The organism is Streptomyces sp. NPDC001678 (genome assembly GCF_042892945.1).
Classification (GTDB): Bacteria; Actinomycetota; Actinomycetes; order Streptomycetales; family Streptomycetaceae; genus Streptomyces.
On the sequence record NZ_JBIAUP010000005.1, the window covers coordinates 300854 to 324232 of the forward strand.

Sequence of the window (23379 nt, forward strand, 5' to 3'; positions counted from 1 at the left end):
GGCGCGCAGCGACCGCTGTGGCGCCCCAGATGTCAGGAGAGACCGGTGTCAGACGTCCGTGTGATCATCCAACGCGATTCCGAGCGGGAAGAGCGCGTGGTGACGACGGGCACCACCGCCGCCGACCTCTTCTCCGGCGAGCGCGCCGTCGTCGCCGCGCGTGTCGCGGGCGAGCTCAAGGACCTGGCCTACGTCGTCGCCGACGGCGAGGAGATCGAGCCCGTCGAGGTCTCCTCCGAGGACGGCCTGAACATCCTGCGCCACTCGACCGCGCACATCATGGCCCAGGCCGTGCAGGAGCTCTTCCCCGAGGCCAAGCTGGGCATCGGCCCGCCGGTCAAGGACGGCTTCTACTACGACTTCGACGTCGAGAAGCCCTTCCACCCCGATGACCTCAAGCTCATCGAGAAGAAGATGCAGGAGATCATCAAGCGGGGGCAGAAGTTCTCCCGCCGGGTGGTCACCGACGAGGCCGCCCGCGAGGAGCTCGCCGACGAGCCGTACAAGCTGGAGCTGATCGGCCTCAAGGGCTCCGCCTCGCACGACGACGGCGCGGACGTCGAGGTGGGCGCCGGCGAGCTGACCATCTACGACAACCTGGACGCCAAGACCGGCGAGCTGTGCTGGAAGGACCTCTGCCGCGGTCCCCACCTGCCCACCACCCGGGTCGTCCCGGCCTTCAAGCTGATGCGCAACGCCGCCGCGTACTGGCGCGGCAGCGAGAAGAACCCGATGCTCCAGCGCATCTACGGCACCGCGTGGCCGTCGAAGGACGAGCTGAAGGCCCACCTGGAGTTCCTGGCGGAGGCCGAGAAGCGCGACCACCGCCGTCTCGGCTCCGAGCTGGACCTCTTCTCCATCCCGGAGCAGATCGGCTCCGGCCTCGCCGTCTTCCACCCCAAGGGCGGCATCATCCGCCGGGTCATGGAGGACTACTCGCGCCGCAAGCACGAGGAGGCGGGCTACGAGTTCGTCTACACCCCGCACGCGACCAAGGGGAAGCTCTTCGAGACCTCGGGCCACCTGGACTGGTACGCCGACGGCATGTACCCGCCCATGCAGCTCGACGAGGGCGTGGACTACTACCTCAAGCCCATGAACTGCCCCATGCACAACCTGATCTTCGACGCGCGGGGCCGGTCCTACCGTGAGCTGCCGCTGCGCATGTTCGAGTTCGGGACCGTGTACCGGTACGAGAAGTCGGGCGTCGTGCACGGCCTGACCCGGGCCCGGGGCTTCACCCAGGACGACGCGCACATCTACTGCACCCGTGAGCAGATGGCGGAGGAGCTGGACCGCACCCTCACCTTCGTCCTGGACCTGCTGCGCGACTACGGCCTGAACGACTTCTACCTGGAGCTGTCCACCAAGGACCCGGAGAAGTACGTCGGATCGGACGAGACCTGGGCGGAGGCCACCGAGACGCTGCGCGCGGTGGCCGAGAAGCAGGGCCTCGAGCTGGTCGCCGACCCGGGCGGCGCGGCCTTCTACGGCCCGAAGATCTCGGTGCAGGCGAAGGACGCCATCGGCCGCACCTGGCAGATGTCGACCATCCAGCTCGACTTCAACCTGCCCGAGCGCTTCGACCTGGAGTACACCTCGGCGGACGGCTCGCGACAGCGGCCGGTCATGATCCACCGTGCGCTGTTCGGCTCGATCGAGCGCTTCTTCGCGGTGCTGCTGGAGCACTACGCGGGTGCCTTCCCGGCGTGGCTGGCCCCGGTGCAGGCGGTCGGCATCCCGATCGGCGACGCCCACGTGGACTACCTCCAGGAGTTCGCCGCCGAGGCGCGCAAGAAGGGCCTGCGCGTCGAGGTCGACGCCTCGTCCGACCGCATGCAGAAGAAGATCCGCAACCACCAGAAGCTGAAGGTCCCCTTCATGGTCATCGTCGGTGACGACGACATGAACGCGGGCACCGTCTCCTTCCGCTACCGCGACGGTTCGCAGGAGAACGGCATCCCGCGCGACGAGGCGATCGCGAAGATCGCGCAGGCCGTCGAGGACCGCGTCCAGGTCTGAGCCCGGGCCCGACCGGACCGCATGGGCCCCGGAGCGTCGCCGACGCTCCGGGGCCCATATGCTTCACACCATGACGAGTGAGCCGGAGCAGCAGTTCGGAGTGGGGGCGCCGGACGCCTTTCAGCGCCTGTGGACACCCCACCGGATGGCGTACATCCAGGGGGAGAACAAGCCGACCGGCCCGGGTGCCGACGACGGCTGCCCGTTCTGCTCGATCCCGGCGAAGAGCGACGAGGACGGACTGATCGTCGCCCGGGGCGAGCTCGTCTACGCCGTGCTCAACCTCTACCCGTACAACGGCGGGCACCTCATGGTCGTCCCCTTCCGGCACGTCGCCGACTACACGGAGCTGGACGAGGCGGAGACCGCCGAGCTCGCGGCGTTCACCAAGCGCGCGATGCGCGCGCTGCGCACGGCCTCGGGCGCGCACGGCTTCAACATCGGCATGAACCAGGGCTCGACCGCCGGCGCCGGCATCGCCGCCCATCTCCACCAGCACGTCGTGCCCCGCTGGGGCGGCGACACCAACTTCATGCCGGTCGTGGGCCACACGAAGGTGCTGCCGCAACTGCTGGCCGACACCCGCAAGATGCTCGCCGACGTCTGGCCGACGGTCTGAGGCGACGATTACTCGGACATACGCTCAATGAGCGTTCAGGACGAAGTCCGATCGGCCCTCGGCTCGCCTTTGCGCGAGACCTTCCTGCGGGCCCTCGGGCGTGAGCTCGGGTTCTCCGCCCGGCTGATCTTCACGCAAGGCGGCCCGGAGGGTCTGGAGCAGGCGCGGGCCTGCAACGAGATGATGATCGTCATCTGGGCCCAGTTCTCGGGTTCCGGCCAGGTGGCGGGGGAGGGGTACCCCGACGAGGTGTTCCTCCCGGTCCTCCGCGAAAAGGCCGATGCCGGCGGCGCCCGGCGTCACCTCCGCGAGGCAGTCGAGGGAGCCCTGCGCTTCCTCGGTCACCGGCAGGCCCCCGACGCATAGCCGGACACCTCGCGATACGAAGCCCCACGGGGAGGGATCCCGGTGGGGCTTCGTGCGTCGCGGGGGACACGATTCCGTCGAAGGCGGGCAAATCACACCAGTTCTTTTTAAAGAAGCTCTAATAGGACGGTGACCTTCCTTCACCGTCGCACCGTGCTGCGCGCGGCCGCGGGCAGTGCCCTGGCCGGGGCCGCCGGGACTGCCGCCGCGGGCTGCGGCGGGGACCGGACGGCCGCCGGGCCGCCCCCGTCCGCACCCGTGTCGCGGGGCACGGGCCGGGGCGCGGCGGCCCGGGCTCCCGCGCTGCCGGGGCCGCCGCTGATCCTGCCCGCGCTGCCGGCCGGGCTGCCCGCGCAGATCGAGCACGGCTCCCGGCGGGCGCACGCGGTGGCGCTCACCTTCCACGGCAGGGGCGACGCGAAGTCGGCGACCGCTCTGCTCGAGGAGGCCGAGCGGGCCGGCGCCCGGGTGACGGTGCTCGCCGTCGGCGACTGGCTGGACGCCGAGCCCCGGATGGCCCGCAGGGTGCTCGACGGCGGGCACGAGCTGGGCAATCACACCATGCGGCATCTGAGCGTCTGCTCGATGCCCGCGAAGGCCGCCTACGCCGAGATCACCGAGTGCGCGGACCGGCTGCGCAGACTGACGGGCGGCATCGGCCGCTGGTTCCGGCCGTCCCGGGCCCGGCGGGCCACGGACCAGGTCGTACGGCTGGCGAAACAGGCCGGATACCCCCACATCCTGTCGTACGACGTGGACTCGCTCGACTTCACCGACCCGGGCGCCGAGGCGGTCCGGCGTACCGTATTGGGCGCGGTACGGCCAGGGTCGGTCGTCAGTCTGCACTTCGGGCACGCCGGCACGGTGGCCGCGCTGCCCGCGATCCTCGACGGCCTGCACCGCCGCGGTCTGCGCGCGGTGACGACTACGGAGCTGCTGACACGATGAACCGCACCCCGCATCACCGTCCTCGACGCTTCCGGTCCGGCTCTCTCCCGCGGCGCCTTCGGCCGCCCTCCTTCCGCCCGGCGAGGCCGCGCGGTGCCGTCCTGCTCACCGCCTTCTGCGCCCTGCTGGCGGCCGGCTGCGGGGGAGGCGACGACAGCCGCCCCGCCGAGCGCCCCGCGCAGGGCGCCCACAGCCAGGGCGCGGCCCGGGGCATGCCCGAGGGGCTGCCGGGCATGCCCCCGCTGCTGGACCCGAACGACCTCTACGCCGCCGACCGGCCGAACGCCCTCTCACCGGTGGTCAAGGACTTCCCCTCCCGGGTGTACGTGCCGAACACGGAGTCCGACACGGTCAGCGTCATCGACCCCAAGACGTACAAGGTCATCGAGACCATCCCGGTGGGCAACCAGCCGCAGCACGTCGTGCCCTCCTGGGACCTCAAGACGCTCTGGGTGAACAACGACCGCGGCCACACCCTCACCCCCATCGACCCGGCCACCGGCAAGGCGGGCCGGACGGTCGACGTCCACGACCCGTACAACCTCTACTTCACGCCCGACGGGAAGTACGCCGTGGTGATGGCGTCCATGGACCGCGAGCTGGTCTTCCGGGACGCCCACACGATGAAGCGGATGAAGACGGAGCACGTGGACTGCCTCGGGGTCAACCACGCCGACTTCTCGCCGGACGGCCGGTACTTCATCGTCTCCTGCGAGTTCTCGGGCGAACTGCTGAAGGTCGACACGGCCAGGATGAAGGTGATCGACAAACAGAAGCTGCCCTTCGACGGGGCGATGCCGCAGGATGTGAAGATCTCCTCGGACGGGAGGACCTGGTACATCGCCGACATGATCGCCGACGGGGTGTGGGTGCTGGACGGGGACAAGTTCACCGAGCCCTGGCTGATGCCCACGGGCAAGGGCGCCCACGGTCTCTATGTGAGCCGTGACTCCAAGTCGATGTACATCTCCAACCGGGGCGAGGGCTCGATCTCGGTGCTGGACCTGCCCAGCCGCAAACTGGTGAAGAAATGGGAGCTGCCGGACGGCGGCAGCCCGGACATGGGCGGAGTGTCCGCCGACGGCAAGGTGCTGTGGCTCTCGGGGCGTTACAACAGCGAGGTGTACGCGATCGACACCACCGACGGGCACCAGATCGCCCGGATCAAGGTGGGCGACGGACCGCACGGGCTGGCCGTCTACCCGCAGCCCGGACGCTACTCGCTGGGGCACACCGGGATCTTCCGCTAGTGGCGTGATCGCGGCCGGTGCGCCCCGGCGGGGCTCCTCGGGGACGTCCCGCCGGGCGTTTCGGGGACGTCCCGTCAGGCGTTGTAGACGTCGGCCTGGCGGGGTGTGGGGTCCTGGATCGCGCCGCTGAGGTTGCCCGCGCGGCTGGCGAAGCGCTCGGTGTTCACGCCGTTCTCGGCGAGGACGCGGAGCGTCGCCTCATGGACGACGCGCAGCACGGGCGTGGCCGCGCGCAGGGCGTCGTCGGCCATGAAGCGGTGGCGCCAGGGCTTGTCGGCCCAGGCGTGCCGCAGCCCGAAGGGCTCGGGGAGCACCAGCTTGCCGCCCCAGTACTCCAGCAGCGGCGGGTACCAGGTGAGCGGCGCCCGCGCGGCCAGCCGGACGACCTCCCGGGGCTCGACGACGGGGAGGGTGCGGGTGTAGGTGTCCCAGAACTTCAGGCCCTTCTTGAAGGTCTGGGTGCGGTTCTTGGGGCGGCCGTTGAAGACGGCGTGGGTGGGGCCGAGGGCGTGGCCGGTGACCTCGATGCGCAGCGTCTTGTGGAGCACGGTGACGTTCACGAGCAGGGTGATGACCAGCTGGCCGTCCCAGAGGACGAACTGGACGCCGAGGTAGTGGCGGTCGCCGCTGCCGAAGTGCTGCTTGTCGCAGATCTCCTGGAGCTGGGAGCCCCTTATCTGGAACGAGGCGTCGGTGCCGCCGGGACGGGACACGGCGCCCGCGCCCTCGCCGATGGGGGAGACCACCCAGTGCTCGACCTGGGGCGGGGTGAGGCCGCCGGTGTTGATGGGGGTGCGCTCCAGCAGCTTGAGCTGGTCGTGCACCGCGCGGACGATGTCCCAGCTGCGGAAGGGGTTGATGTCCTTCCCGGGCTCGGCGGGGACGAGGTCCTCGGCCAGCTGCCAGCTGCCCCAGCGGGTGCCCATCCCGAGGATGCCCTTGGGGCCGGCGTAGAAGGCGATGTTGCTGCGCTGCTCGGCGGAGAGCTTCGCGAGGTTCAGCCGGAGGGCCTCGGCGGCGCTCTCGCCGGGCGTCGAGGGCACGGCCTCGGGGATCTTGGCGGCGACGGTGCCGCCGTCGAGGAGGCCGGTCCAGCGCTCGCGGAGGTCCTTGGCCGTGCGCTCGCAGACCGCCTTGGCCCAGAAGCCGCCGATGAGGGGGGCTATCACCATCGCGCGGACATAGAGATTGAGGAAGCCGCTGAACGGCAGCTTGACCAGGAGGATGACGGCGATCGCGGCGATGCCCACCAGCAGCGCGGTGCCCAGCGCCCCGGCGCGTTTGTCCTGGGAGCCGGCGAGGGTGCGGCGCAGCTGGAAGGCGCCGAGCCAGAGCAGCACGCCGGGGAGGAAGAGGAGGCCGAAGACCACCATGATGAAGGTGAGCCTGGCGTCGCGCTGCTTGCGGATGCGGGACGAGGCCAGGCAGTGCTCGACGATGACCTGCGGTTCGAGGCCGAAGGACTGGATGATGGGCTTGCGCCCCCCGCCGAGCATCCGGTTCTGCACGGCGCGCGCGAAGGCCTCGCCGAGGTTGGGCTCGAAGAGGGAGATCCTGGCCTTCTTCACCTCGGAGGTGGCCCAGTCGGAATTGGCCTTGAGCAGTTCGTCGACCGGGCCGTCCCGGTAGGCCGCCGAGGCCAGGGCCTGGGTCGCCGCGGTCGCCCCGGCGCCGCCGGAGACCGGGATCTGCGCTCCCGGGCTGAAGTCGTAAGGATCCCCTGCTGCCACTGCCGCCCCCAATACCGTGCGCGTCCGGTGCGCCGGTGTGCTCCCGACTGCCGCCCACCGCTTGTGTCATGAGTCGCCTGCTCAGCGTAACGGGACGGGGTGCCGGCTGTCGTGGGAGATCGGAAAGCCGCCCGCACCAGGCGAGTTGATGCGGGCGGCTCGCGAACTATGCCCCGTTCTCCGCCTGTTCGCGAATGCGCTCGGCAGCCTGCGGGGGCATCGGCTCGTGCCGGGCGTAGGAGCGGCTGAACCGCCCGGTGCCATGGGAGAGGGAACGCAGGTCCACCGCGTACCGGCCGATCTCGATCTCCGGGACCTCGGCGCGGACGAGGGTGCGGCCCGAGCCGGACTGCTCGGTGCCGACGACGCGGCCGCGCCGCCCGGACAGATCGCTCATGACCGCGCCCACGTACTCGTCGGAGACGAGGACATGGACGTCCGCGACCGGCTCCAGGAGGTGGATCCGGGCCTCGGCGGCGGCCTCGCGCAGGGCCAGGGCGCCCGCGGTCTGGAACGCGGCGTCCGAGGAGTCCACCGAGTGGGCCTTGCCGTCGACGAGGGTCACCCGCACGTCGACCAGCGGATACCCGGCGGCGACACCCCGGGCGGCCTGGGCGCGGATGCCCTTCTCCACCGAGGGGATGAACTGGCGCGGCACCGCGCCGCCCACGACCTTGTCGACGAACTCGATGCCGGAGCCGCCGGGCAGCGGCTCGACCTCGATCTCGCAGATGGCGTACTGGCCGTGGCCGCCGGACTGTTTGACGTGGCGGCCGCGGCCGGCGGCCCGGGTGCCGAAGGTCTCCCGCAGCGAGACCTTGTGGGGCACCACGTCGACCTGGACGCCGTAGCGGGTGCGCAGCCGCTCCAGGCACACGTCGCGATGGGCCTCGCCCAGGCACCACAGGACGACCTGGCGGGTGTGCTGGTTGTGCTCCAGACGCATCGTGGGGTCCTCGGCGACCAGCCGGGCCAGGCCCTGGGAGAGCTTGTCCTCGTCCGCCTTGCTGTGCGCCTGGATGGCGACGGGCAGCAGCGGGTCGGGCATCAGCCAGGGCTCCATCAGCAGGGGATCGGCCCGGTCGGAGAGGGTGTCGCCGGTCTCGGCGCTGGCGAGCTTGGCCACGCAGGCGATGTCCCCGGCGATGGCCCGGCCGAGCTGGCGCTGCTGTTTGCCGAACGGTGAGGACAGGGCGCCGAGCCGCTCGTCCACGTCATGGGCCTCGTGCCCCCGGTCCTCCAGGCCGTGGCCCGAGACGTGCACGGTCTCGTCGGGGCGCAGCGTGCCGGAGAAGACCCGGACCAGGGAGATCCTGCCGACGTAGGGGTCCGAAGCGGTCTTGATCACTTCTGCGGCGAGCGGTCCGTCGGGGTCGCAGGCCAGCTCCGGGCGCGCCGCGCCGCCGGGGGTGGTGACGGCGGGGACCGCGCGCTCGGTGGGCGTGGGGAAGCCGCCGGTGATCAGCTCCAGCAGCTCCACGGTGCCCAGGCCCTGCCGGGCGCCGTCGGTGGCGGGGGCCGCGGCCAGCACGGGGTGGAAGCTGCCGCGCGCCACGGCCCGCTCCAGATCCTCGATCAGCGTCTTGACATCGATCTCCTCACCGCCGAGGTAGCGGTCCATGAGGGTCTCGTCCTCGCTCTCGGCGATGATCCCCTCGATGAGGCGGTTACGGGCCTCCTCGATGCCGGGCAGTGCCTCGGCGCCGGGCTCGGACTCGGTCCGGGCACCGGAGGAGTAGTCGAAGACCCGCCGGGTGAGCAGCCCGGACAGCCCGGTCACCGGGCGGTGACCGTCGCCGCCCTCCTGCCCGTAGTGGGGGAGGTAGAGGGGCAGGACGCTGTCGGCGGAGTCGCCGCCGAAGGCGGCGCGACAGGCCTCCGTCATCGCCTCGAAGTCCGCCCGCGCGGCCTCCAGGTGCGTCACCACGATCGCGCGCGGCATGCCCACCGCCGCGCACTCCTCCCAGAGCATCCGGGTCGGCCCGGTGATGCCCTCGCGGCCCTCCGCCGCCGAGACGACGAAAAGGGCCGCGTCCGCCGCGCGCAGACCGGCCCTCAGCTCGCCGACGAAATCGGCGTAACCCGGTGTGTCCAGCAGATTGACCTTGATCCCGGCCCACTCGACCGGCACCAGCGACAGCTGGACCGAGCGCTGCTGGCGGTGCTCGATCTCGTCGTAGTCGGAGACGGCCGCGCCGTCCTCGACCCGGCCCGCGCGATTGACCGCGCCGGTGGCCAGGGCCAGCGCCTCCACCAGCGTCGTCTTGCCGGAGCCACTGTGGCCGACCAGCACCACGTTCCGGATGTTGCCGGGCCGGTCGGCCGTCACGGCCCTGCCGGCGGCCCCTGGATGCGTACTCGTCTTCTCGCCCATGTGTCTTGCCTCCCGGTCGACACCTGCGGTCCTTCGAGCTTTCCACCGTGGTCACGCTGCGTCCATACGTCGCACACGCGAACGCAACCCGCCAGTCGGCGCGCCCCCGCCGGGGGCCGGGCGTGACCCGCGCCATGGGCCAGGTGCACGACGTGTGCGCGGCGGCCCCCGGCCGCCTGGCTACGATGGGCCAGCCGGTGTCCTTCCGACCATCCGGCCCGCACACGACCCTTCGGGAAGGCCATGCTGAACAAGTACGCGCGTGCGTTCTTCACGCGTGTTCTCACGCCGTTCGCCGCCCTGCTCATCCGCCTCGGCGTCAGCCCCGACGCGGTGACCCTCATCGGTACCGGTGGTGTGGTGGCGGGAGCGCTGGTCTTCTACCCCCAGGGAGAGTTCTTCTGGGGCACGGTCGTCATCACCCTCTTCGTCTTCTCCGACCTCGTCGACGGCAATATGGCCCGTCAGCTCGGCCGGTCCAGCCGCTGGGGCGCCTTCCTCGACTCCACGCTCGACCGGGTCGCCGACTCGGCCATCTTCGGCGGCCTCGCCCTCTGGTACGCGGGGCGCGGCGACGACACCCTGCTGTGCGCGGTGGCGATCTTCTGCCTCGCCAGCGGCCAGGTGGTCTCCTACACCAAGGCGCGCGGCGAGAGCATCGGCCTGCCCGTCAACGTCAACGGCCTGGTCGAACGCGCCGAACGCCTGGTGATCTCCCTGGTGGCCTGTGGCTTCTCCGGCCTCCACAAGTTCGGCGTGCCGCACATCGACATCCTGCTGCCCATCGCCCTGTGGATCGTGGCCGTCGGCAGCCTGATCACCCTGATCCAGCGCGTGGTGACCGTACGCCGCGAGGCCGCCGAGGCGGACGCCGTGGCCGCCGGCGAGGGCGAGGGCGCGTGAGGGAACGGCTGACCGACACCCTCTACGGGCTCGGCTGGAGCACGGTCAACAAGCTGCCCGAACCCGTCGCCGCCGAGCTGGGGCGCCGGATCGCCGACCTGGCCTGGAAGAAGCGCGGCAAGGGCGTGCTGCGCCTGGAGGCCAACCTCGCCCGGGTCGTCCCCGGCGCGGACCCGCGCCGGCTCGCCGAACTCTCCAGGGCGGGCATGCGCTCCTATATGCGCTACTGGATGGAGTCCTTCCGGCTGCCCTCCTGGAGCCAGGAGCGCATCCGCACCGGATTCGCCCCCCAGGACCGCCACAATCTGGAGCAGGCACTGGCCTCCGGCCGGGGCGTCGTCCTGGCCCTGCCCCACATGGGCAACTACGACCTCGCCGGGGCCTGGCTCACCACGGCGATGAACCAGCCCTTCACCACCGTCGCCGAGCGGCTCAAGCCCGAGACGCTCTACGACCGCTTCGTGGCCTACCGCGAGGGGCTGGGTATGGAGGTGCTGCCCCACGCGGGCGGCAGCGCCTTCGGCATTCTCGCCCGGCGGCTGCGCGCCGGCGGGGTGGTCTGCCTGGTGGCCGACCGCGATCTGTCCTCCTCCGGGATAGAGGTCAGCTTCTTCGGCGAACCGGTGAAGATGCCCGCCGGGCCCGCCGTGCTGGCCGTCCAGACCGGCGCGGTACTGCTGCCCGCCACCCTCTGGTACGACCGGTCCCCGGTGATGCGCGGCCGGATCCACGAGCCCATCGAGGTGCCCACGACGGGCACCCGGGCCGAGAAGGCCGCCGCCATGACCCAGACACTGGCCGACGCCTTCGCCTCCGGCATCGCCGACCACCCCCAGGACTGGCACATGCTCCAGCGGCTGTGGCTCGCCGATCTCGACCGGCGTCCCCGGCCCCCCGCCGAGAGCTCCGGAACGGAGAAACCGTGAGGATCGGGATCGTCTGCCCGTATTCCTGGGACGTCCCCGGGGGCGTCCAGTTCCACATCCGGGACCTGGCCGAGCACCTGATCCGGCTGGGCCACGAGGTGTCGGTGCTGGCACCCGCCGACGACGACACCCCCCTGCCACCGTTCGTCGTCTCCGCCGGCCGGGCCGTACCCGTGCCCTACAACGGCTCCGTGGCCCGGCTGAACTTCGGCTTCCTGTCCGCCGCGCGGGTGCGCCGCTGGCTCCACGAGGGCGACTTCGACGTCATCCACATCCACGAGCCCACCTCCCCCTCCCTGGGACTGCTGTCCTGCTGGGCCGCACAGGGCCCCATCGTGGCGACCTTCCACACCTCCAACCCCCGCTCCCGCGCCATGATCGCGGCCTATCCGATCCTCCAGCCCGCCCTGGAGAAGATCAGCGCGCGTATCGCCGTGAGCGAATACGCCCGCCGCACCCTGGTCGAGCACCTGGGGGGCGACGCCGTCGTCATCCCCAACGGCGTCGACGTGGACTTCTTCGCCTCCGCCGAGCCCCGGCCCGAGTGGCAGGGCGGCACCATCGGCTTCATCGGCCGGATCGACGAGCCCCGCAAGGGCCTGCCCGTGCTGATGCGCGCCCTGCCGAGGATCCTCGCCGAACGCCCGGACACCCGGCTCCTCGTCGCCGGCCGCGGCGACGAGGAGGAGGCCGTCGCGGGACTGCCCCCCGAGATGCGCGGCAACGTCGAATTCCTCGGCATGGTCAGCGACGAGGACAAGGCGCGCCTGCTGCGCAGCGTCGACCTCTATATGGCGCCCAACACCGGCGGCGAGTCCTTCGGCATCATCCTCGTCGAGGCGCTGTCGGCCGGGGCGCCCGTCCTCGCCAGTGACCTGGACGCCTTCGCGCAGGTCCTCGACCAGGGAGCGGCCGGTGAGCTCTTCGCCAACGAGGACGCGGACGCCCTCGCCGACGCGGCCCTGCGGCTGCTGGCCGACCCCGCCCGCCGGGCGGAGCTGAGCGAGCGGGGCAGCCGGCACGTCCGCCGCTTCGACTGGTCGACCGTCGGGGCCGACATCCTGGCCGTCTACGAGACGGTCACGGCCGGCGCGGCCTCGGTCGCCGCGGACGAACGCACCAGCCTTCGCGCCCGCTTCGGGCTCGCCCGGGACTGAGCGAGCGCTCTGCGGGAAGCGAGGTATTCGGCTGCGGGCCGTTCGTGGCTGGTCGCGCAGTTCCCCGCGCCCCTTGCGGGGCGGGGCGGGGGGGGGGGGGGCCGGGCCCCCCCCCCCCCCCCCCCCCGGTACCCGGTCGGACCGCCACCCCCGTAGGCGGTCCGACCGGGCCCCGGGCCCGCCCCCCGTCAGGCCCCGATCCGGCCCGATATCTCCTCGGTGGCCGGCGCCCCGGCGGGACGGACCCCGAAGAGCCCCATCCCATGGCGGGCCTGGAAGCCGCGGCTGCGCCGGATCGTGACGACCACGATCAGGGCGATCAGGCCGATCGACTGGAACCTGCCGAGCACCGGCACCACATCGACCGGCAGCGACAGCGCCTCCACCGTGCTCAGCGCCGCGTCGAGCAGCTCGATCCCGCCCCACAGCATCGTCAGACTCCGCAGCGCCGCCCGGAACTCCGGCATCCCGTCCCAGAGGCGCTCGGCCTCCTCCTCTGGCCCCCTCAGCCGGCGCCCGAACTGGAAGGCGAAGGGCCGCGCCGCGAACAAGGTCCCCAGGATCCACACCCCCAGCACCGCCGGGAGCCCCGCGTCCTTCAGCAGCAGCACCCGGGGGCTGCCGCTGATCAGCGATGTCACCGCCGACACCGCGAGCAGCGCCACGATCAGCAGGTCGAAGACCTCCGCCCGCCGCCGCACCACCGCCGTGACCAGCGCGTGCGCCGCCGGTATGGCGCTGCTCAGCAGCAGGGCCTGCCACTGGGCGGTGCCATGGGCGCGCAGCGCGTAGTACACGGCGAGAGGCAGCGCGACGCTGATGGCGAGGGGCACGAGCAGCGCCCGCGCCGGGCGCGCGCCACGCGATTCCATTCGGTCCATGAGATGCCTCCAGCGGTTCGGCGGTGAGGCCGGCCGGTACGGGTCCGGCACGGCGATCCGGCGATCTGCTTCGACGTTAGGAGCCGGGCGGGTGGAGACGGATCGGAGCCAGGGCGGGTTTCCCGACCGCCGCCTCCACCCCGCCCTCCACCCCCGGGTGGAGACCTCCGGCGCCTGCCGGGCACCCGCCCGGGAGCCGGACGGTAACGTGACCCGGCGTGACCACACTGATCTGGATCGCGGCCGCCCTGGTCGTCATCGGCGTCTACCTCAGCTGGACCGCCGGCCGGCTGGACCGGCTGCACAGCCGCATCGACGCCGCCCGCGCCGCCCTGGACGCCCAGCTGCTCCGGCGCGCATCGGTCGCCCAGGAGCTCGCCACCGCCGGGATCCTCGATCCGGCCGCCTCGATGGTGATGTACCAGGCCGCCCACGCGGCCCGGCAGGCCGAGGAGGAGCACCGCGAGGTCGCCGAGAGCGAGCTCAGCCAGGCGCTGCGGGCCGTCTTCGCCGAGGCCCCGCAGGTGGAGGCCGTACGGCAGGCGCCCGGCGGCGAGGAGTCGCTGGCCGAGCTGACCCAGGCGGTCCGCAGGGTGCCCATGGCCCGCCGGTTCCACAACGACGCGGTACGGGCGGCCCGGGCGCTGCGCAGGCACCGCAAGGTGCGCTGGTTCCGGCTGGCCGGTCACGCCCCCTTCCCGATGGCCTTCGAGATGGACGACGAGCCTCCGGCCGCCCTGGCCGACCGGGCAGGCCACTGACCCCGGATTGGCCCTTTTTCCCGTCCCTCGCACGCCGGTTTGATGACGATGCAGCATCACCGGCCCTTGATAGCGAGGTCACATCGTGTCCACCCCCAGCACGCCCCAGACTCCCGAGACCGGCACCGCGCGCGTCAAGCGCGGCATGGCCGAGCAGCTCAAGGGCGGCGTGATCATGGACGTCGTCACCCCGGAGCAGGCGAAGATCGCCGAGGACGCCGGCGCGGTCGCGGTCATGGCTCTGGAGCGGGTGCCCGCCGACATCCGCAAGGACGGCGGCGTGGCCCGGATGTCCGACCCGGACATGATCGAGGGCATCATCAACGCCGTCTCCATCCCGGTCATGGCCAAGTCCCGCATCGGCCACTTCGTCGAGGCCCAGGTCCTCCAGTCCCTCGGCGTCGACTACATCGACGAGTCCGAGGTCCTCACCCCGGCCGACGAGGTCAACCACTCCGACAAGTGGTCCTTCACCACCCCCTTCGTCTGCGGTGCCACCAACCTGGGCGAGGCCCTGCGCCGCATCGCCGAGGGCGCGGCCATGATCCGCTCCAAGGGCGAGGCCGGCACCGGCAACGTCGTGGAGGCCGTGCGCCACCTGCGCCAGATCAAGAACGAGATCGCCAAGCTGCGCGGCTTCGACAACCACGAGCTCTTCGCCGCCGCCAAGGAGCTGCGCGCCCCCTACGAGCTGGTCAAGGAGGTCGCCGAGCTCGGCAAGCTGCCGGTCGTGCTGTTCTCCGCCGGTGGCGTGGCCACCCCGGCCGACGCCGCGCTGATGCGCCAGCTGGGCGCCGAGGGCGTCTTCGTCGGCTCCGGCATCTTCAAGTCCGGCGACCCGGCCAAGCGCGCCGCCGCCATCGTGAAGGCCACCACCTTCTACGACGACCCGAAGATCATCGCGGACGCCTCCCGCAACCTGGGCGAGGCCATGGTCGGCATCAACTGCGACACCCTGCCCGAGGCCGAGCGCTACGCCAACCGCGGCTGGTAGCACACGTTCATCCCGGGTGGGCGGTCCGCGACGACAGGCGGGCCGCCCACCGGGCGTACCACCGGCGGCCGGAGGGTGCGGCCCACCGGCCGGCCCCACCGCCCCGCCGCAACCGACCCGAGAGGCAGACCCACCGTGTCCACCCCCACCATCGGCGTTCTCGCCCTCCAGGGCGACGTCCGCGAACACCTCGTGGCCCTGGCCGCGGCCGACGCCCTCGCCCGGCCCGTACGCCGTCCCGAGGAGCTCGCCGAGGTCGACGGCCTGGTCATACCCGGCGGCGAGTCCACCACCATGTCCAAGCTCGCGGTGATCTTCGGTCTGCTGGAGCCGCTGCGCGAGCGCGTCCGGGCCGGGATGCCCGTCTACGGCACCTGCGCCGGCATGATCATGCTCGCCGACAAGATCCTGGACGGCCGTGAGGACCAGGAGACCCTCGGCGGCATCGACATGATCGTGCGCCGCAACGCCTTCGGCCGGCAGAACGAGTCCTTCGAGGCGTCCGTCGAGGTGGCCGGCATCGAGGGTGGCCCGGTCGAGGGCGTCTTCATCCGCGCCCCCTGGGTCGAGTCCGTGGGCGCCGCGGCCGAGGTCCTCGCCGTCCACGACGGCCACACCGTCGCCGTCCGGCAGGGAAACGTGCTGGTCACGTCCTTCCATCCGGAGCTCACGGGCGATCACCGGGTCCATGAGCTGTTTGTGGAGATGGTCCGCTCCACCCGCTCCTGAGATCCCGGTAGGATCTCTGTCGTTCGTTCTGAATTTGGTTACGCGAAGGAGACAGGCGAGATGTCCGGCCACTCTAAATGGGCTACGACGAAGCACAAGAAGGCCGTGATCGACGCCAAGCGCGGCAAGCTCTTCGCGAAGCTGATCAAGAACATCGAGGTCGCGGCCCGCATGGGCGGCGTCGACATCGAGGGCAACCCGACGCTCTACGACGCCATCCAGAAGGCGAAGAAGCAGTCGGTCCCGAACAAGAACATCGACTCCGCGGTCAAGCGCGGCGGCGGCCTCGAGGCCGGTGGCGCCGACTACGAGACGATCATGTACGAGGGCTACGGCCCCAACGGTGTCGCGGTCCTCATCGAGTGCCTCACCGACAACCGCAACCGCGCCGCCTCCGACGTGCGCGTCGCCATGACCCGCAACGGCGGCTCCATGGCCGACCCGGGCTCGGTGTCGTACCTGTTCAACCGCAAGGGCGTCATCATCGTCCCCAAGGGTGAGCTCACCGAGGACGACGTCCTCGGCGCGGTCCTGGACGCCGGTGCCGAAGAGGTCAACGACCTCGGCGAGAGCTTCGAGGTCCTCAGCGAGGCCACCGACCTGGTCGCGGTCCGCACCGCCCTCCAGGAGGCCGGCATCGACTACGACTCGGCCGAGGCCAACTTCGTGCCCACCATGCAGGTGGAGCTCGAGGAAGAGGCCGCCCGCAAGATCTTCAAGCTGATCGACGCGCTCGAGGACAGCGACGACGTCCAGAACGTCTTCGCCAACTTCGACGTCTCCGACGAGGTCATGGCCAAGGTCGACGCGTAAGCGTCGCGTTCAGGCTGCGGTCGACGGACGGGCCGGCGGACGGGCCAGTGGGACACGTGTCCCACTGGCCCGTCGGCGTGAGCGGCCGTTGTCAGTGGCAGCCGATAGCCTGCCCGAGCAGGTGAGCGGAGGGAGGGGCGCGATGCGGGTGCTCGGTGTGGACCCGGGGCTGACGCGATGCGGTGTCGGAGTGGTGGAGGGCGTCGCGGGCCGTCCGCTGCGCATGGCCGGAGTGGGCGTCGTCCGTACCCCGGCCGATGCCGACGTGGCCGACCGGCTCGTGCTCATAGAGCGCGGCATCGAGCAGTGGCTCGACGAATACCGCCCCGAGTACGTCGCGGTCGAGCGCGTCTTCAGCCAGCACAACGTCCGTACGGTCATGGGCACCGCCCAGGCCAGCGCGGTCGCCATGCTGTGCGCCGCCCGGCGCGGGCTCCCCGTCGCCCTCCACACGCCCAGCGAGGTCAAGGCCGCCGTCACCGGCTCCGGCCGGGCCGACAAGGCCCAGGTCGGCGCCATGGTCACCAGGCTGCTGAGGCTCGACGCGCCGCCCAAGCCGGCCGACGCCGCCGACGCCCTGGCCCTGGCCATCTGCCACATCTGGCGCGCGCCCGCGACCAACCGGCTGCAGGAGCTCGCCGCCGCCCACCGCCGCACCCCCACCCCCGTACGCATCCCGAAGGGCACCCGATGATCGCCTTCGTCTCCGGGCCGGTCGCGGCCCTCGCCCCGGACACCGCCGTCGTCGAGGTCGGCGGCGTCGGCATGGCCGTCCAGTGCACCCCGGGTACCCTCGCCCGGCTGAAGGTCGGGCAGCCCGCGAGGCTGGCGACGTCCCTCGTCGTCCGTGAGGACTCCCTGACGCTCTACGGCTTCGCCGACGACGACGAGCGGCAGACCTTCGAGCTCCTCCAGACCGCCAGCGGGGTGGGCCCCCGCCTCGCCCAGGCCATGCTGGCCGTCCACACGCCGGACGCGCTGCGGCGGGCGTTCGCCGCCGGGGACGAGAAGGCGCTCACAGCCGTGCCGGGCATCGGGAAGAAGGGGGCGCAGAAGCTGCTCCTTGAGCTCAAGGACCGGCTGGGTGCGCCCGTTGGCTCCGCCGGGGCGGCTGTGGGTACGGCGGCTGTCACCTCCGGGTGGCGGGATCAGCTGCACGCTGCGCTCGTCGGGCTCGGGTACGCGAGCCGCGAGGCCGACGAGGCCGTCGCGGCCGTCGCGCCGCAGGCCGAGGCCGTTGTCGCCGACGGCGGCACGCCGCAGGTGGGGCAGTTGCTGCGGGCGGCGTTGCAGACGCTGAACCGGGCTCGGTGAGCGGCTTCGGGTGCGGGCCGGTGGTCGGTTTGTGCCCACCCGTTCCGCCCTGCGGAACGCCTGCCCACAAACCGATTCAACCGTGAGGTTTCCCCTGTGAACTGGGACGACGAGTCCACCTACGCTTCCCCCGCCGCCGACCGTCTCGTCGGTACCGCCGCCGACGGGGAGGACCAGGCGGTCGAGGCCGCTCTGCGGCCCAAGGACCTGGACGAGTTCATCGGGCAGGAGCGCGTCCGCGAGCAGCTCGACCTCGTCCTCAAGGCCGCCCGCGCCCGGGGCGCCACCGCCGACCACGTCCTGCTCTCCGGCGCCCCCGGCCTCGGCAAGACCACCCTGTCGATGATCATCGCGGCCGAGATGGGCGCCCCCATCCGCATCACCTCCGGCCCCGCCATCCAGCACGCCGGCGACCTCGCCGCGATCCTCTCCTCCCTCACCGAGGGCGAGGTCCTCTTCCTCGACGAGATCCACCGCATGTCCCGGCCCGCCGAGGAGATGCTCTACATGGCCATGGAGGACTTCCGCGTCGACGTCGTCGTAGGCAAGGGCCCCGGCGCCACCGCCATCCCCCTGGAGCTGCCGCCCTTCACCCTCGTCGGCGCCACCACCCGGGCCGGCCTGCTGCCGCCCCCGCTGCGCGACCGCTTCGGCTTCACCGGCCACATGGAGTTCTACTCGCCCGCCGAGCTCCAGCGCGTCGTCCGCCGCTCCGCCCGGCTCCTCGACGTCGAGATGGAGGACCAGGGCGGCGCCGAGATCGCCGGCCGCTCCCGTGGCACGCCCCGTATCGCCAACCGCCTGCTGCGCCGCGTCCGCGACTACGCGCAGGTCAAGGCCGACGGTGTGATCACCCAGGAGATCGCCGCCCAGGCCCTCCAGGTCTACGAGGTGGACGGCCGCGGCCTGGACCGGCTGGACCGGGCCGTGCTCACGGCGTTGCTCAAGCTCTTCGGCGGCGGTCCCGTCGGGTTGTCCACCCTGGCCGTGGCCGTGGGGGAGGAGCGCGAGACGGTCGAGGAGGTCGCCGAGCCCTTCCTGGTCCGGGAGGGGTTGCTGGCCCGTACGCCCCGGGGCCGGGTCGCCACGCCGGCGGCCTGGTCGCACCTCGGGATGGTGCCGCCGCAGCAGGGCGGGGGCCCCGGCCAGCGGGGTCTCTTCGGGGAGTGACGGCGCGGGGGCTGGTCCGGTCAGGAACCCCGGTGCCATGCTGGGCGTTGTTCCATAGGCGCGGACTCGCTTAGACTCCGCCGATGCCGTCCGTATTGTGCGGCATACCACCCCCGTAGACCAGGCCGTTTCCCCAGCGGTCGTGTGAAGGAATCCCCGTCCCGTGAATATCGTGACTCTCCTGCCGTTCATCGTGCTCATCGGGGCCATGTTCCTGATGACCCGCTCGGCGAAGAACAAGCAGCGCCAGGCCGTCCAGATGCGCGACCAGATGCAGCCGGGTACCGGTGTCCGGACGATCGGCGGCATGTACGCGACCGTCAAGGAGATCCACGACGACACGGTTCTCCTGGAGGTCGCCCCGGGCGTCCACGCCATCTACGCGAAGAACGCCATCGGCGCCGTCCTCGAGGACGCCGAGTACAACCGCATCGTCCACGGCCTGGAGCCGGAGGAGACCCCGGTCGTGCCCGACGACGCCTCTTCGCTCACCGAGGCCGTCGAGGCCGGCGAGCCCCCGGTCGAGAAGAAGATCGACCTCGGCAAGGACGCCGCTCCGGCCGCGGGCGAGGCGAAGGACGAGGTCAAGGACGCCGAGGCGGGGGCCGAGAAGTCCGGCGAGGCGACCGAGCCGAAGGACAAGGACGCGAAGCGGGACGGCGACACCGACGCCAAGTAGTCCTTCTCCGGAACCGCGGAGCACCCACTGAGCGGTGCGCCGCGGTTCCGTTACGGTCTAGGCTCCGGCGGGGGCAGGTCCCCACATCATTTCGTGGCCGCCCGGCGAACACCCGACGCCCGGCGGTTGGACAGGGAGAAACGACAAGGTGGCAGCACCGAAGAAGGGCCGCAGGTCCCCGGGCGGCCAGGGCAGGCCGGGACGAGTCCTGGCCCTGATCCTGATCGCCATGGTGGCGCTCACCGGGGGGATGTTCGCCTCCGGGCACACCACACCGCGGTTGGGCATCGACCTCGCGGGCGGCACCAGCTTCACGCTGGAGGCCAAGAACCAGCCGGGCAAGCCCAACGCGATCAACAAGACCAATATGGACACCGCCGTCGGCATCATCGAGCGGCGTGTCAACGGTCTTGGTGTGACCGAGGCCGAGGTCCAGACGCAGGGCAGCAAGCACATCATCGTGAACATCCCCCGGGGGACGAACGCGAAGCAGGCTCGCCAGCAGGTCGGCACCACCGCTCAGCTCGGTTTCCGGCCCGTCCTGACCTCCGCCCCCGGCATCAAGGCCGCCGAGCCGACGCCCGGCGCCTCGGCCGACAAGGGCAAGGGCGACAAGTCCGGCGACAAGAGCAAGCCCTCCGGCTCGCCCTCCGCCTCCGCGTCCGCCGGCACCGGTCCTCAGGGCCGCCCCGTGACCGACGCCCTCAAGGCCGACGGCACCCCGTCCCCCAAGGCCACCGCCTCCGTGTCCGGTGACAAGACCGACGACGCGAAGAAGGACGACAAGAAGGCGCCCACCCCGACGCCGACGCCCACGCCGGCCACCGGTGACATGGCCGCCCTCCAGAAGCAGTTCGACGCCCTGGACTGCTCCACCAAGGAGAGCCGTTCCAAGGCCAACGAGGCCGCGTCCAACGCCAAGCCCACCGACCCCATCGTCGCGTGCCGCAAGGACGGCTCCGTCAAGGAGATCCTCGGCCCGGTGGCCGTGGAGGGCGCGTCCATCAAGGACGCCAACGCCGTCTTCGACTCCCAGGGCGGCAAGGGCTGGCTCGTCCAGCTGAAGTTCAACTCCTCCGGCGCCAAGAAGTTCGCCGATGTCACCGGCCAGCTGGCCGGCAAGCCGTCGCCGCAGAACCAGTTCGCGATCGTCCTCGACGGCGAGGTCGTCTCCGACCCGTCCGTGAGCACCTCCATCGTCGGCGGCCAGGCGGAGATCTCCGGCGGCTTCACCCAGCAGAGCGCCCAGGACCTCGCCAACGTGCTGTCCTACGGCGCCCTGCCGCTGTCCTTCGACGTCGTCACCGAGCAGACGGTGACCGCCGCGCTCGGCGGTGAGCAGCTGCGGGCCGGTCTGATCGCCGGTGCCATCGGCCTCGCCCTCGTCGTGCTCTACCTGGTGATCTACTACCGCGGTCTGGCGCTCGTCGCCCTCGCGAGCCTCGCGTGCTCCGCCGTGCTCACCTACACGATCATGGTCCTGCTCGGCCCGGCCATCGGCTTCGCGCTGAACCTGCCGGCCGTCTGCGGCGCCATCGTCGCCATCGGCATCACCGCCGACTCGTTCATCGTGTACTTCGAGCGCATCCGCGACGAGATCCGCGAGGGCCGCACCCTGCGTCCCGCCGTGGAGCGCGGCTGGCCGCGCGCCCGCCGCACGATCCTCGTCTCGGACTTCGTCTCCTTCCTCGCCGCCGCGGTGCTCTTCATCGTCACCGTCGGCAAGGTGCAGGGCTTCGCGTTCACCCTCGGACTGACCACGCTCCTCGACGTCGTCGTGGTCTTCCTCTTCACCAAGCCCCTCATGACGATCCTCGCCCGCCGCAAGTTCTTCGCCAGCGGCCACCCGTGGTCCGGTCTGGACCCCCAGCGGCTCGGCGCCAAGCCGCCGCTGCGGGCCTCCCGCCGCCGTCCCTCCGCCACCGTCGACCCGAAGGAGGCGTGAGATGTCGCGACTCGGCACTCTCGGCGCCCGGCTCTACCGCGGCGAGGTCGGCTACGACTTCGTGGCCAAGCGGAAGATCTGGTACGGCATCTCGATCCTGATCACCATCACGGCCATCGTCGGCCTGGCGGTGCGTGGTCTGAACTTCGGCATCGAGTTCTCCGGCGGCGCGGTCTTCACCACTCCCAAGACCTCGGTCTCGGCCGAGACGGCCCGCAAGACGGCCCAGGACGTCTCGGGTCACCCCGCGATCGTCCAGAAGCTCGGTGACAAGACGCTGCGCGTCCAGGTCAGCGACCTCACCCCCGAGCAGTCCCGCAAGACCCAGGAAGCGCTGGCCAAGAAGCTGGACGTCGACCTGAACAAGGTCAACACCGACATCGTCGGCCCCAGCTGGGGTGACGAGATCGCCGGCAAGGCCTGGACGGGCCTCGGCGTCTTCATGATCCTCGTGGTCATCTATCTGGCCATCGCCTTCGAGTGGCGAATGGCGCTGGCCGCGCTGATCGCCCTGATCCACGACCTCACCATCACCGTCGGCGTCTACGCGCTCGTCGGTTTCGAGGTCACCCCGGGCACCGTGATCGGTCTGCTGACGATCCTCGGTTACTCCCTCTACGACACCGTCGTCGTCTTCGACGGTCTGAAGGAGAGCGCGAAGGACCTCACCAAGCAGACCCGCTTCACCTACAGCGAGATCGCCAACCGCAGCCTCAACGGCACCCTGGTGCGCTCCATCAACACCACGGTCGTCGCGCTGCTGCCGGTCGCCGGCCTGCTGTTCATCGGCGGCGGCTTCCTCGGCGCGGGCATGCTCAACGACATCTCGCTCGCCCTGTTCGTCGGCCTCGCGGCCGGCGCCTACTCCTCGATCTTCATCGCCACGCCGCTGGTCGCCGACCTCAAGGAGCGCGACCCGCAGATGAAGGCCCTGGCCAAGCGGGTGCGCGCCCGCCGCGCCGCCGACGCCGCCAAGGCCGAGGCGGGCGGGGCGACCGCGGACCGCGTGCCGTCCGACGGGGACGACGTGGACGACGAGGAGCCGGAGGACGCCTCCCCCGCCGGGGTCGTCACCCAGCGCCGTCAGAGCCGCGGCCGCGGCGGCCGTCCCTCGGGGAAGCGCCGATGAGCGCCCCGCAGGAGCTGCGCGAACTGCTGCTCAGCCGCATCCACGACGTGCCGGACTACCCCAAGCCGGGCGTGATGTTCAAGGACATCACCCCGCTGCTCGCCGACGCCGAGGCGTTCGCCGCGCTCACCGACGCCCTCGCCGGGCTCTGTGCGCGCCACGGCGCCACCAAGGTCGTCGGCCTGGAGGCCCGCGGCTTCATCCTGGCGGCCCCGGTCGCCGTCCGCGCCGGCCTGGGCTTCGTGCCCGTCCGCAAGGCGGGCAAGCTCCCCGGCGCCACCCTGGCCCAGTCGTACGACCTGGAGTACGGCACCGCCGAGATCGAGATGCACGCCGACGCGCTCGTCGCCGGCGACCGCGTCCTCGTCATCGACGACGTGTTGGCCACCGGCGGCACGGCCGAGGCGTCGCTGAAGCTGATCCGGCGCGCCGGCGCCCAGGTCGCGGGCGTCGCGGTGCTGATGGAGCTGGGCTTCCTGCCGGGCCGCGCCCGTCTGGAGCCGGTCCTCGACGGCGCGCCCCTGGAGGCGCTGATCACCGTCTGAGCCGCCCTGCTACGGGTGGGCCCACACTTCGCGGCGGGCACCGGGGAAGGCCCCGGTGCCCGCCGCTGTTGTTCCTGTTGGCGCCCCGTGCGCGGCGGTCCGGTGGCCGGGATCGATACCATGG

Annotated in this window: 22 protein-coding genes; 19 read left to right on the top strand and 3 right to left on the bottom strand. The window is 71.5% G+C overall.

The window, feature by feature from the left end; genetic code table 11:
- The first annotated feature begins 45 nt into the window (after positions 1-45).
- From thrS to ACFYZR_RS13240, 5 genes are all read left to right on the top strand, one after another.
- Complete coding sequence (gene thrS / locus ACFYZR_RS13220; protein WP_391909255.1) at positions 46-2022, top strand: threonine--tRNA ligase; 1977 nt, start codon at positions 46-48, stop codon at positions 2020-2022.
- Between the two features lie 58 nt (positions 2023-2080).
- Positions 2081-2641 carry an HIT family protein gene (locus ACFYZR_RS13225; RefSeq protein WP_391909258.1) on the top strand — a complete coding sequence of 187 codons (561 nt, stop codon included), beginning with the start codon at positions 2081-2083 and terminating at the stop codon, positions 2639-2641.
- Positions 2642-2668: 27 nt separating this feature from the next.
- Positions 2669-3007 carry a hypothetical protein gene (locus ACFYZR_RS13230; protein ID WP_391909262.1) on the top strand — a complete coding sequence of 113 codons (339 nt, stop codon included), beginning with the start codon at positions 2669-2671 and terminating at the stop codon, positions 3005-3007.
- A gap of 129 nt (positions 3008-3136) precedes the next feature.
- Entirely contained in the window at positions 3137-3955 is an 819-nt protein-coding gene (locus tag ACFYZR_RS13235) for a polysaccharide deacetylase family protein (RefSeq protein ID WP_391909265.1), read from the top strand.
- Entirely contained in the window at positions 3952-5205 is a 1254-nt protein-coding gene (locus ACFYZR_RS13240; RefSeq protein ID WP_391909268.1) for a beta-propeller fold lactonase family protein, read from the top strand. Before ACFYZR_RS13235 ends, ACFYZR_RS13240 begins: the two co-directional genes overlap by 4 nt.
- A 74-nt stretch (positions 5206-5279) precedes the next feature.
- Here the strand turns inward: ACFYZR_RS13240 and ACFYZR_RS13245 are convergent, their stop codons facing one another.
- Both ACFYZR_RS13245 and ACFYZR_RS13250 read right to left on the bottom strand, forming a co-directional pair.
- Positions 5280-6947 carry a hypothetical protein gene (locus tag ACFYZR_RS13245; RefSeq protein ID WP_391909271.1) on the bottom strand — a complete coding sequence of 556 codons (1668 nt, stop codon included), beginning with the start codon at positions 6945-6947 and terminating at the stop codon, positions 5280-5282.
- A gap of 154 nt (positions 6948-7101) precedes the next feature.
- Positions 7102-9309 carry an elongation factor G-like protein EF-G2 gene (locus ACFYZR_RS13250; protein WP_391909274.1) on the bottom strand — a complete coding sequence of 736 codons (2208 nt, stop codon included), beginning with the start codon at positions 9307-9309 and terminating at the stop codon, positions 7102-7104.
- Between the two features lie 243 nt (positions 9310-9552).
- On the opposite strand from ACFYZR_RS13250, the gene pgsA reads away from it, so the two are divergent.
- From pgsA to ACFYZR_RS13265, 3 genes are read left to right on the top strand one after another with little or no spacing between them, the layout of a single operon-like run.
- Entirely contained in the window at positions 9553-10212 is a 660-nt protein-coding gene (pgsA, locus tag ACFYZR_RS13255) for a phosphatidylinositol phosphate synthase (RefSeq protein WP_391909277.1), read from the top strand.
- Positions 10209-11138: a phosphatidylinositol mannoside acyltransferase gene (locus tag ACFYZR_RS13260; RefSeq protein WP_391909280.1), complete on the top strand. Its 930-nt coding sequence runs from the start codon at positions 10209-10211 to the stop codon at positions 11136-11138. The genes pgsA and ACFYZR_RS13260 overlap by 4 nt, the downstream gene beginning before the upstream one ends.
- Positions 11135-12295: a glycosyltransferase family 4 protein gene (locus ACFYZR_RS13265; RefSeq protein WP_391909283.1), complete on the top strand. Its 1161-nt coding sequence runs from the start codon at positions 11135-11137 to the stop codon at positions 12293-12295. Before ACFYZR_RS13260 ends, ACFYZR_RS13265 begins: the two co-directional genes overlap by 4 nt.
- Positions 12296-12483: 188 nt before the next feature.
- Here the strand turns inward: ACFYZR_RS13265 and ACFYZR_RS13270 are convergent, their stop codons facing one another.
- Positions 12484-13167 (bottom strand): VC0807 family protein, encoded by a 684-nt coding sequence (locus ACFYZR_RS13270; RefSeq protein ID WP_391909286.1) that lies wholly within the window; start codon positions 13165-13167, stop codon positions 12484-12486.
- A gap of 227 nt (positions 13168-13394) precedes the next feature.
- Between ACFYZR_RS13270 and ACFYZR_RS13275 the strand changes: the two genes are divergently transcribed.
- From ACFYZR_RS13275 to ACFYZR_RS13325, 11 genes are all read left to right on the top strand, one after another.
- Positions 13395-13937 carry a hypothetical protein gene (locus ACFYZR_RS13275; protein WP_126913344.1) on the top strand — a complete coding sequence of 181 codons (543 nt, stop codon included), beginning with the start codon at positions 13395-13397 and terminating at the stop codon, positions 13935-13937.
- An 82-nt stretch (positions 13938-14019) separates the two neighbouring features.
- On the top strand, positions 14020-14931 hold the full coding sequence (pdxS, locus tag ACFYZR_RS13280) for a pyridoxal 5'-phosphate synthase lyase subunit PdxS (protein ID WP_311610680.1): 912 nt from the start codon (positions 14020-14022) through the stop codon (positions 14929-14931).
- A gap of 135 nt (positions 14932-15066) precedes the next feature.
- Positions 15067-15660 (top strand): pyridoxal 5'-phosphate synthase glutaminase subunit PdxT, encoded by a 594-nt coding sequence (gene pdxT, locus ACFYZR_RS13285; RefSeq protein ID WP_391909290.1) that lies wholly within the window; start codon positions 15067-15069, stop codon positions 15658-15660.
- 60 nt (positions 15661-15720) lie between these two features.
- On the top strand, positions 15721-16473 hold the full coding sequence (locus tag ACFYZR_RS13290; protein WP_126913341.1) for a YebC/PmpR family DNA-binding transcriptional regulator: 753 nt from the start codon (positions 15721-15723) through the stop codon (positions 16471-16473).
- 142 nt (positions 16474-16615) lie between these two features.
- Positions 16616-17167, top strand: coding sequence for a crossover junction endodeoxyribonuclease RuvC (ruvC, locus tag ACFYZR_RS13295; RefSeq protein ID WP_311610372.1), 552 nt, complete (start codon positions 16616-16618; stop codon positions 17165-17167).
- The gene (gene ruvA, locus ACFYZR_RS13300; protein WP_391909294.1) at positions 17164-17787 is read left to right on the top strand and encodes a Holliday junction branch migration protein RuvA; all 624 of its coding nucleotides are present in this window, start codon (positions 17164-17166) and stop codon (positions 17785-17787) included. The genes ruvC and ruvA overlap by 4 nt, the downstream gene beginning before the upstream one ends.
- A 96-nt stretch (positions 17788-17883) precedes the next feature.
- Positions 17884-18957: a Holliday junction branch migration DNA helicase RuvB gene (gene ruvB / locus ACFYZR_RS13305; protein ID WP_391909297.1), complete on the top strand. Its 1074-nt coding sequence runs from the start codon at positions 17884-17886 to the stop codon at positions 18955-18957.
- A gap of 163 nt (positions 18958-19120) precedes the next feature.
- Positions 19121-19636, top strand: a complete 516-nt coding sequence (gene yajC / locus ACFYZR_RS13310) for a preprotein translocase subunit YajC (RefSeq protein ID WP_391909300.1) — start codon at positions 19121-19123, stop codon at positions 19634-19636.
- Positions 19637-19784: 148 nt separating this feature from the next.
- Positions 19785-21581: a protein translocase subunit SecD gene (gene secD / locus ACFYZR_RS13315; protein ID WP_391909303.1), complete on the top strand. Its 1797-nt coding sequence runs from the start codon at positions 19785-19787 to the stop codon at positions 21579-21581.
- A 1-nt stretch (position 21582) separates the two neighbouring features.
- On the top strand, positions 21583-22710 hold the full coding sequence (gene secF / locus ACFYZR_RS13320; protein WP_391909305.1) for a protein translocase subunit SecF: 1128 nt from the start codon (positions 21583-21585) through the stop codon (positions 22708-22710).
- A complete protein-coding gene (locus ACFYZR_RS13325) occupies positions 22707-23255 on the top strand; it encodes an adenine phosphoribosyltransferase (protein ID WP_391909308.1) in 549 nt (182 codons plus the stop codon). Before secF ends, ACFYZR_RS13325 begins: the two co-directional genes overlap by 4 nt.
- Positions 23256-23379: the final 124 nt, after the last annotated feature.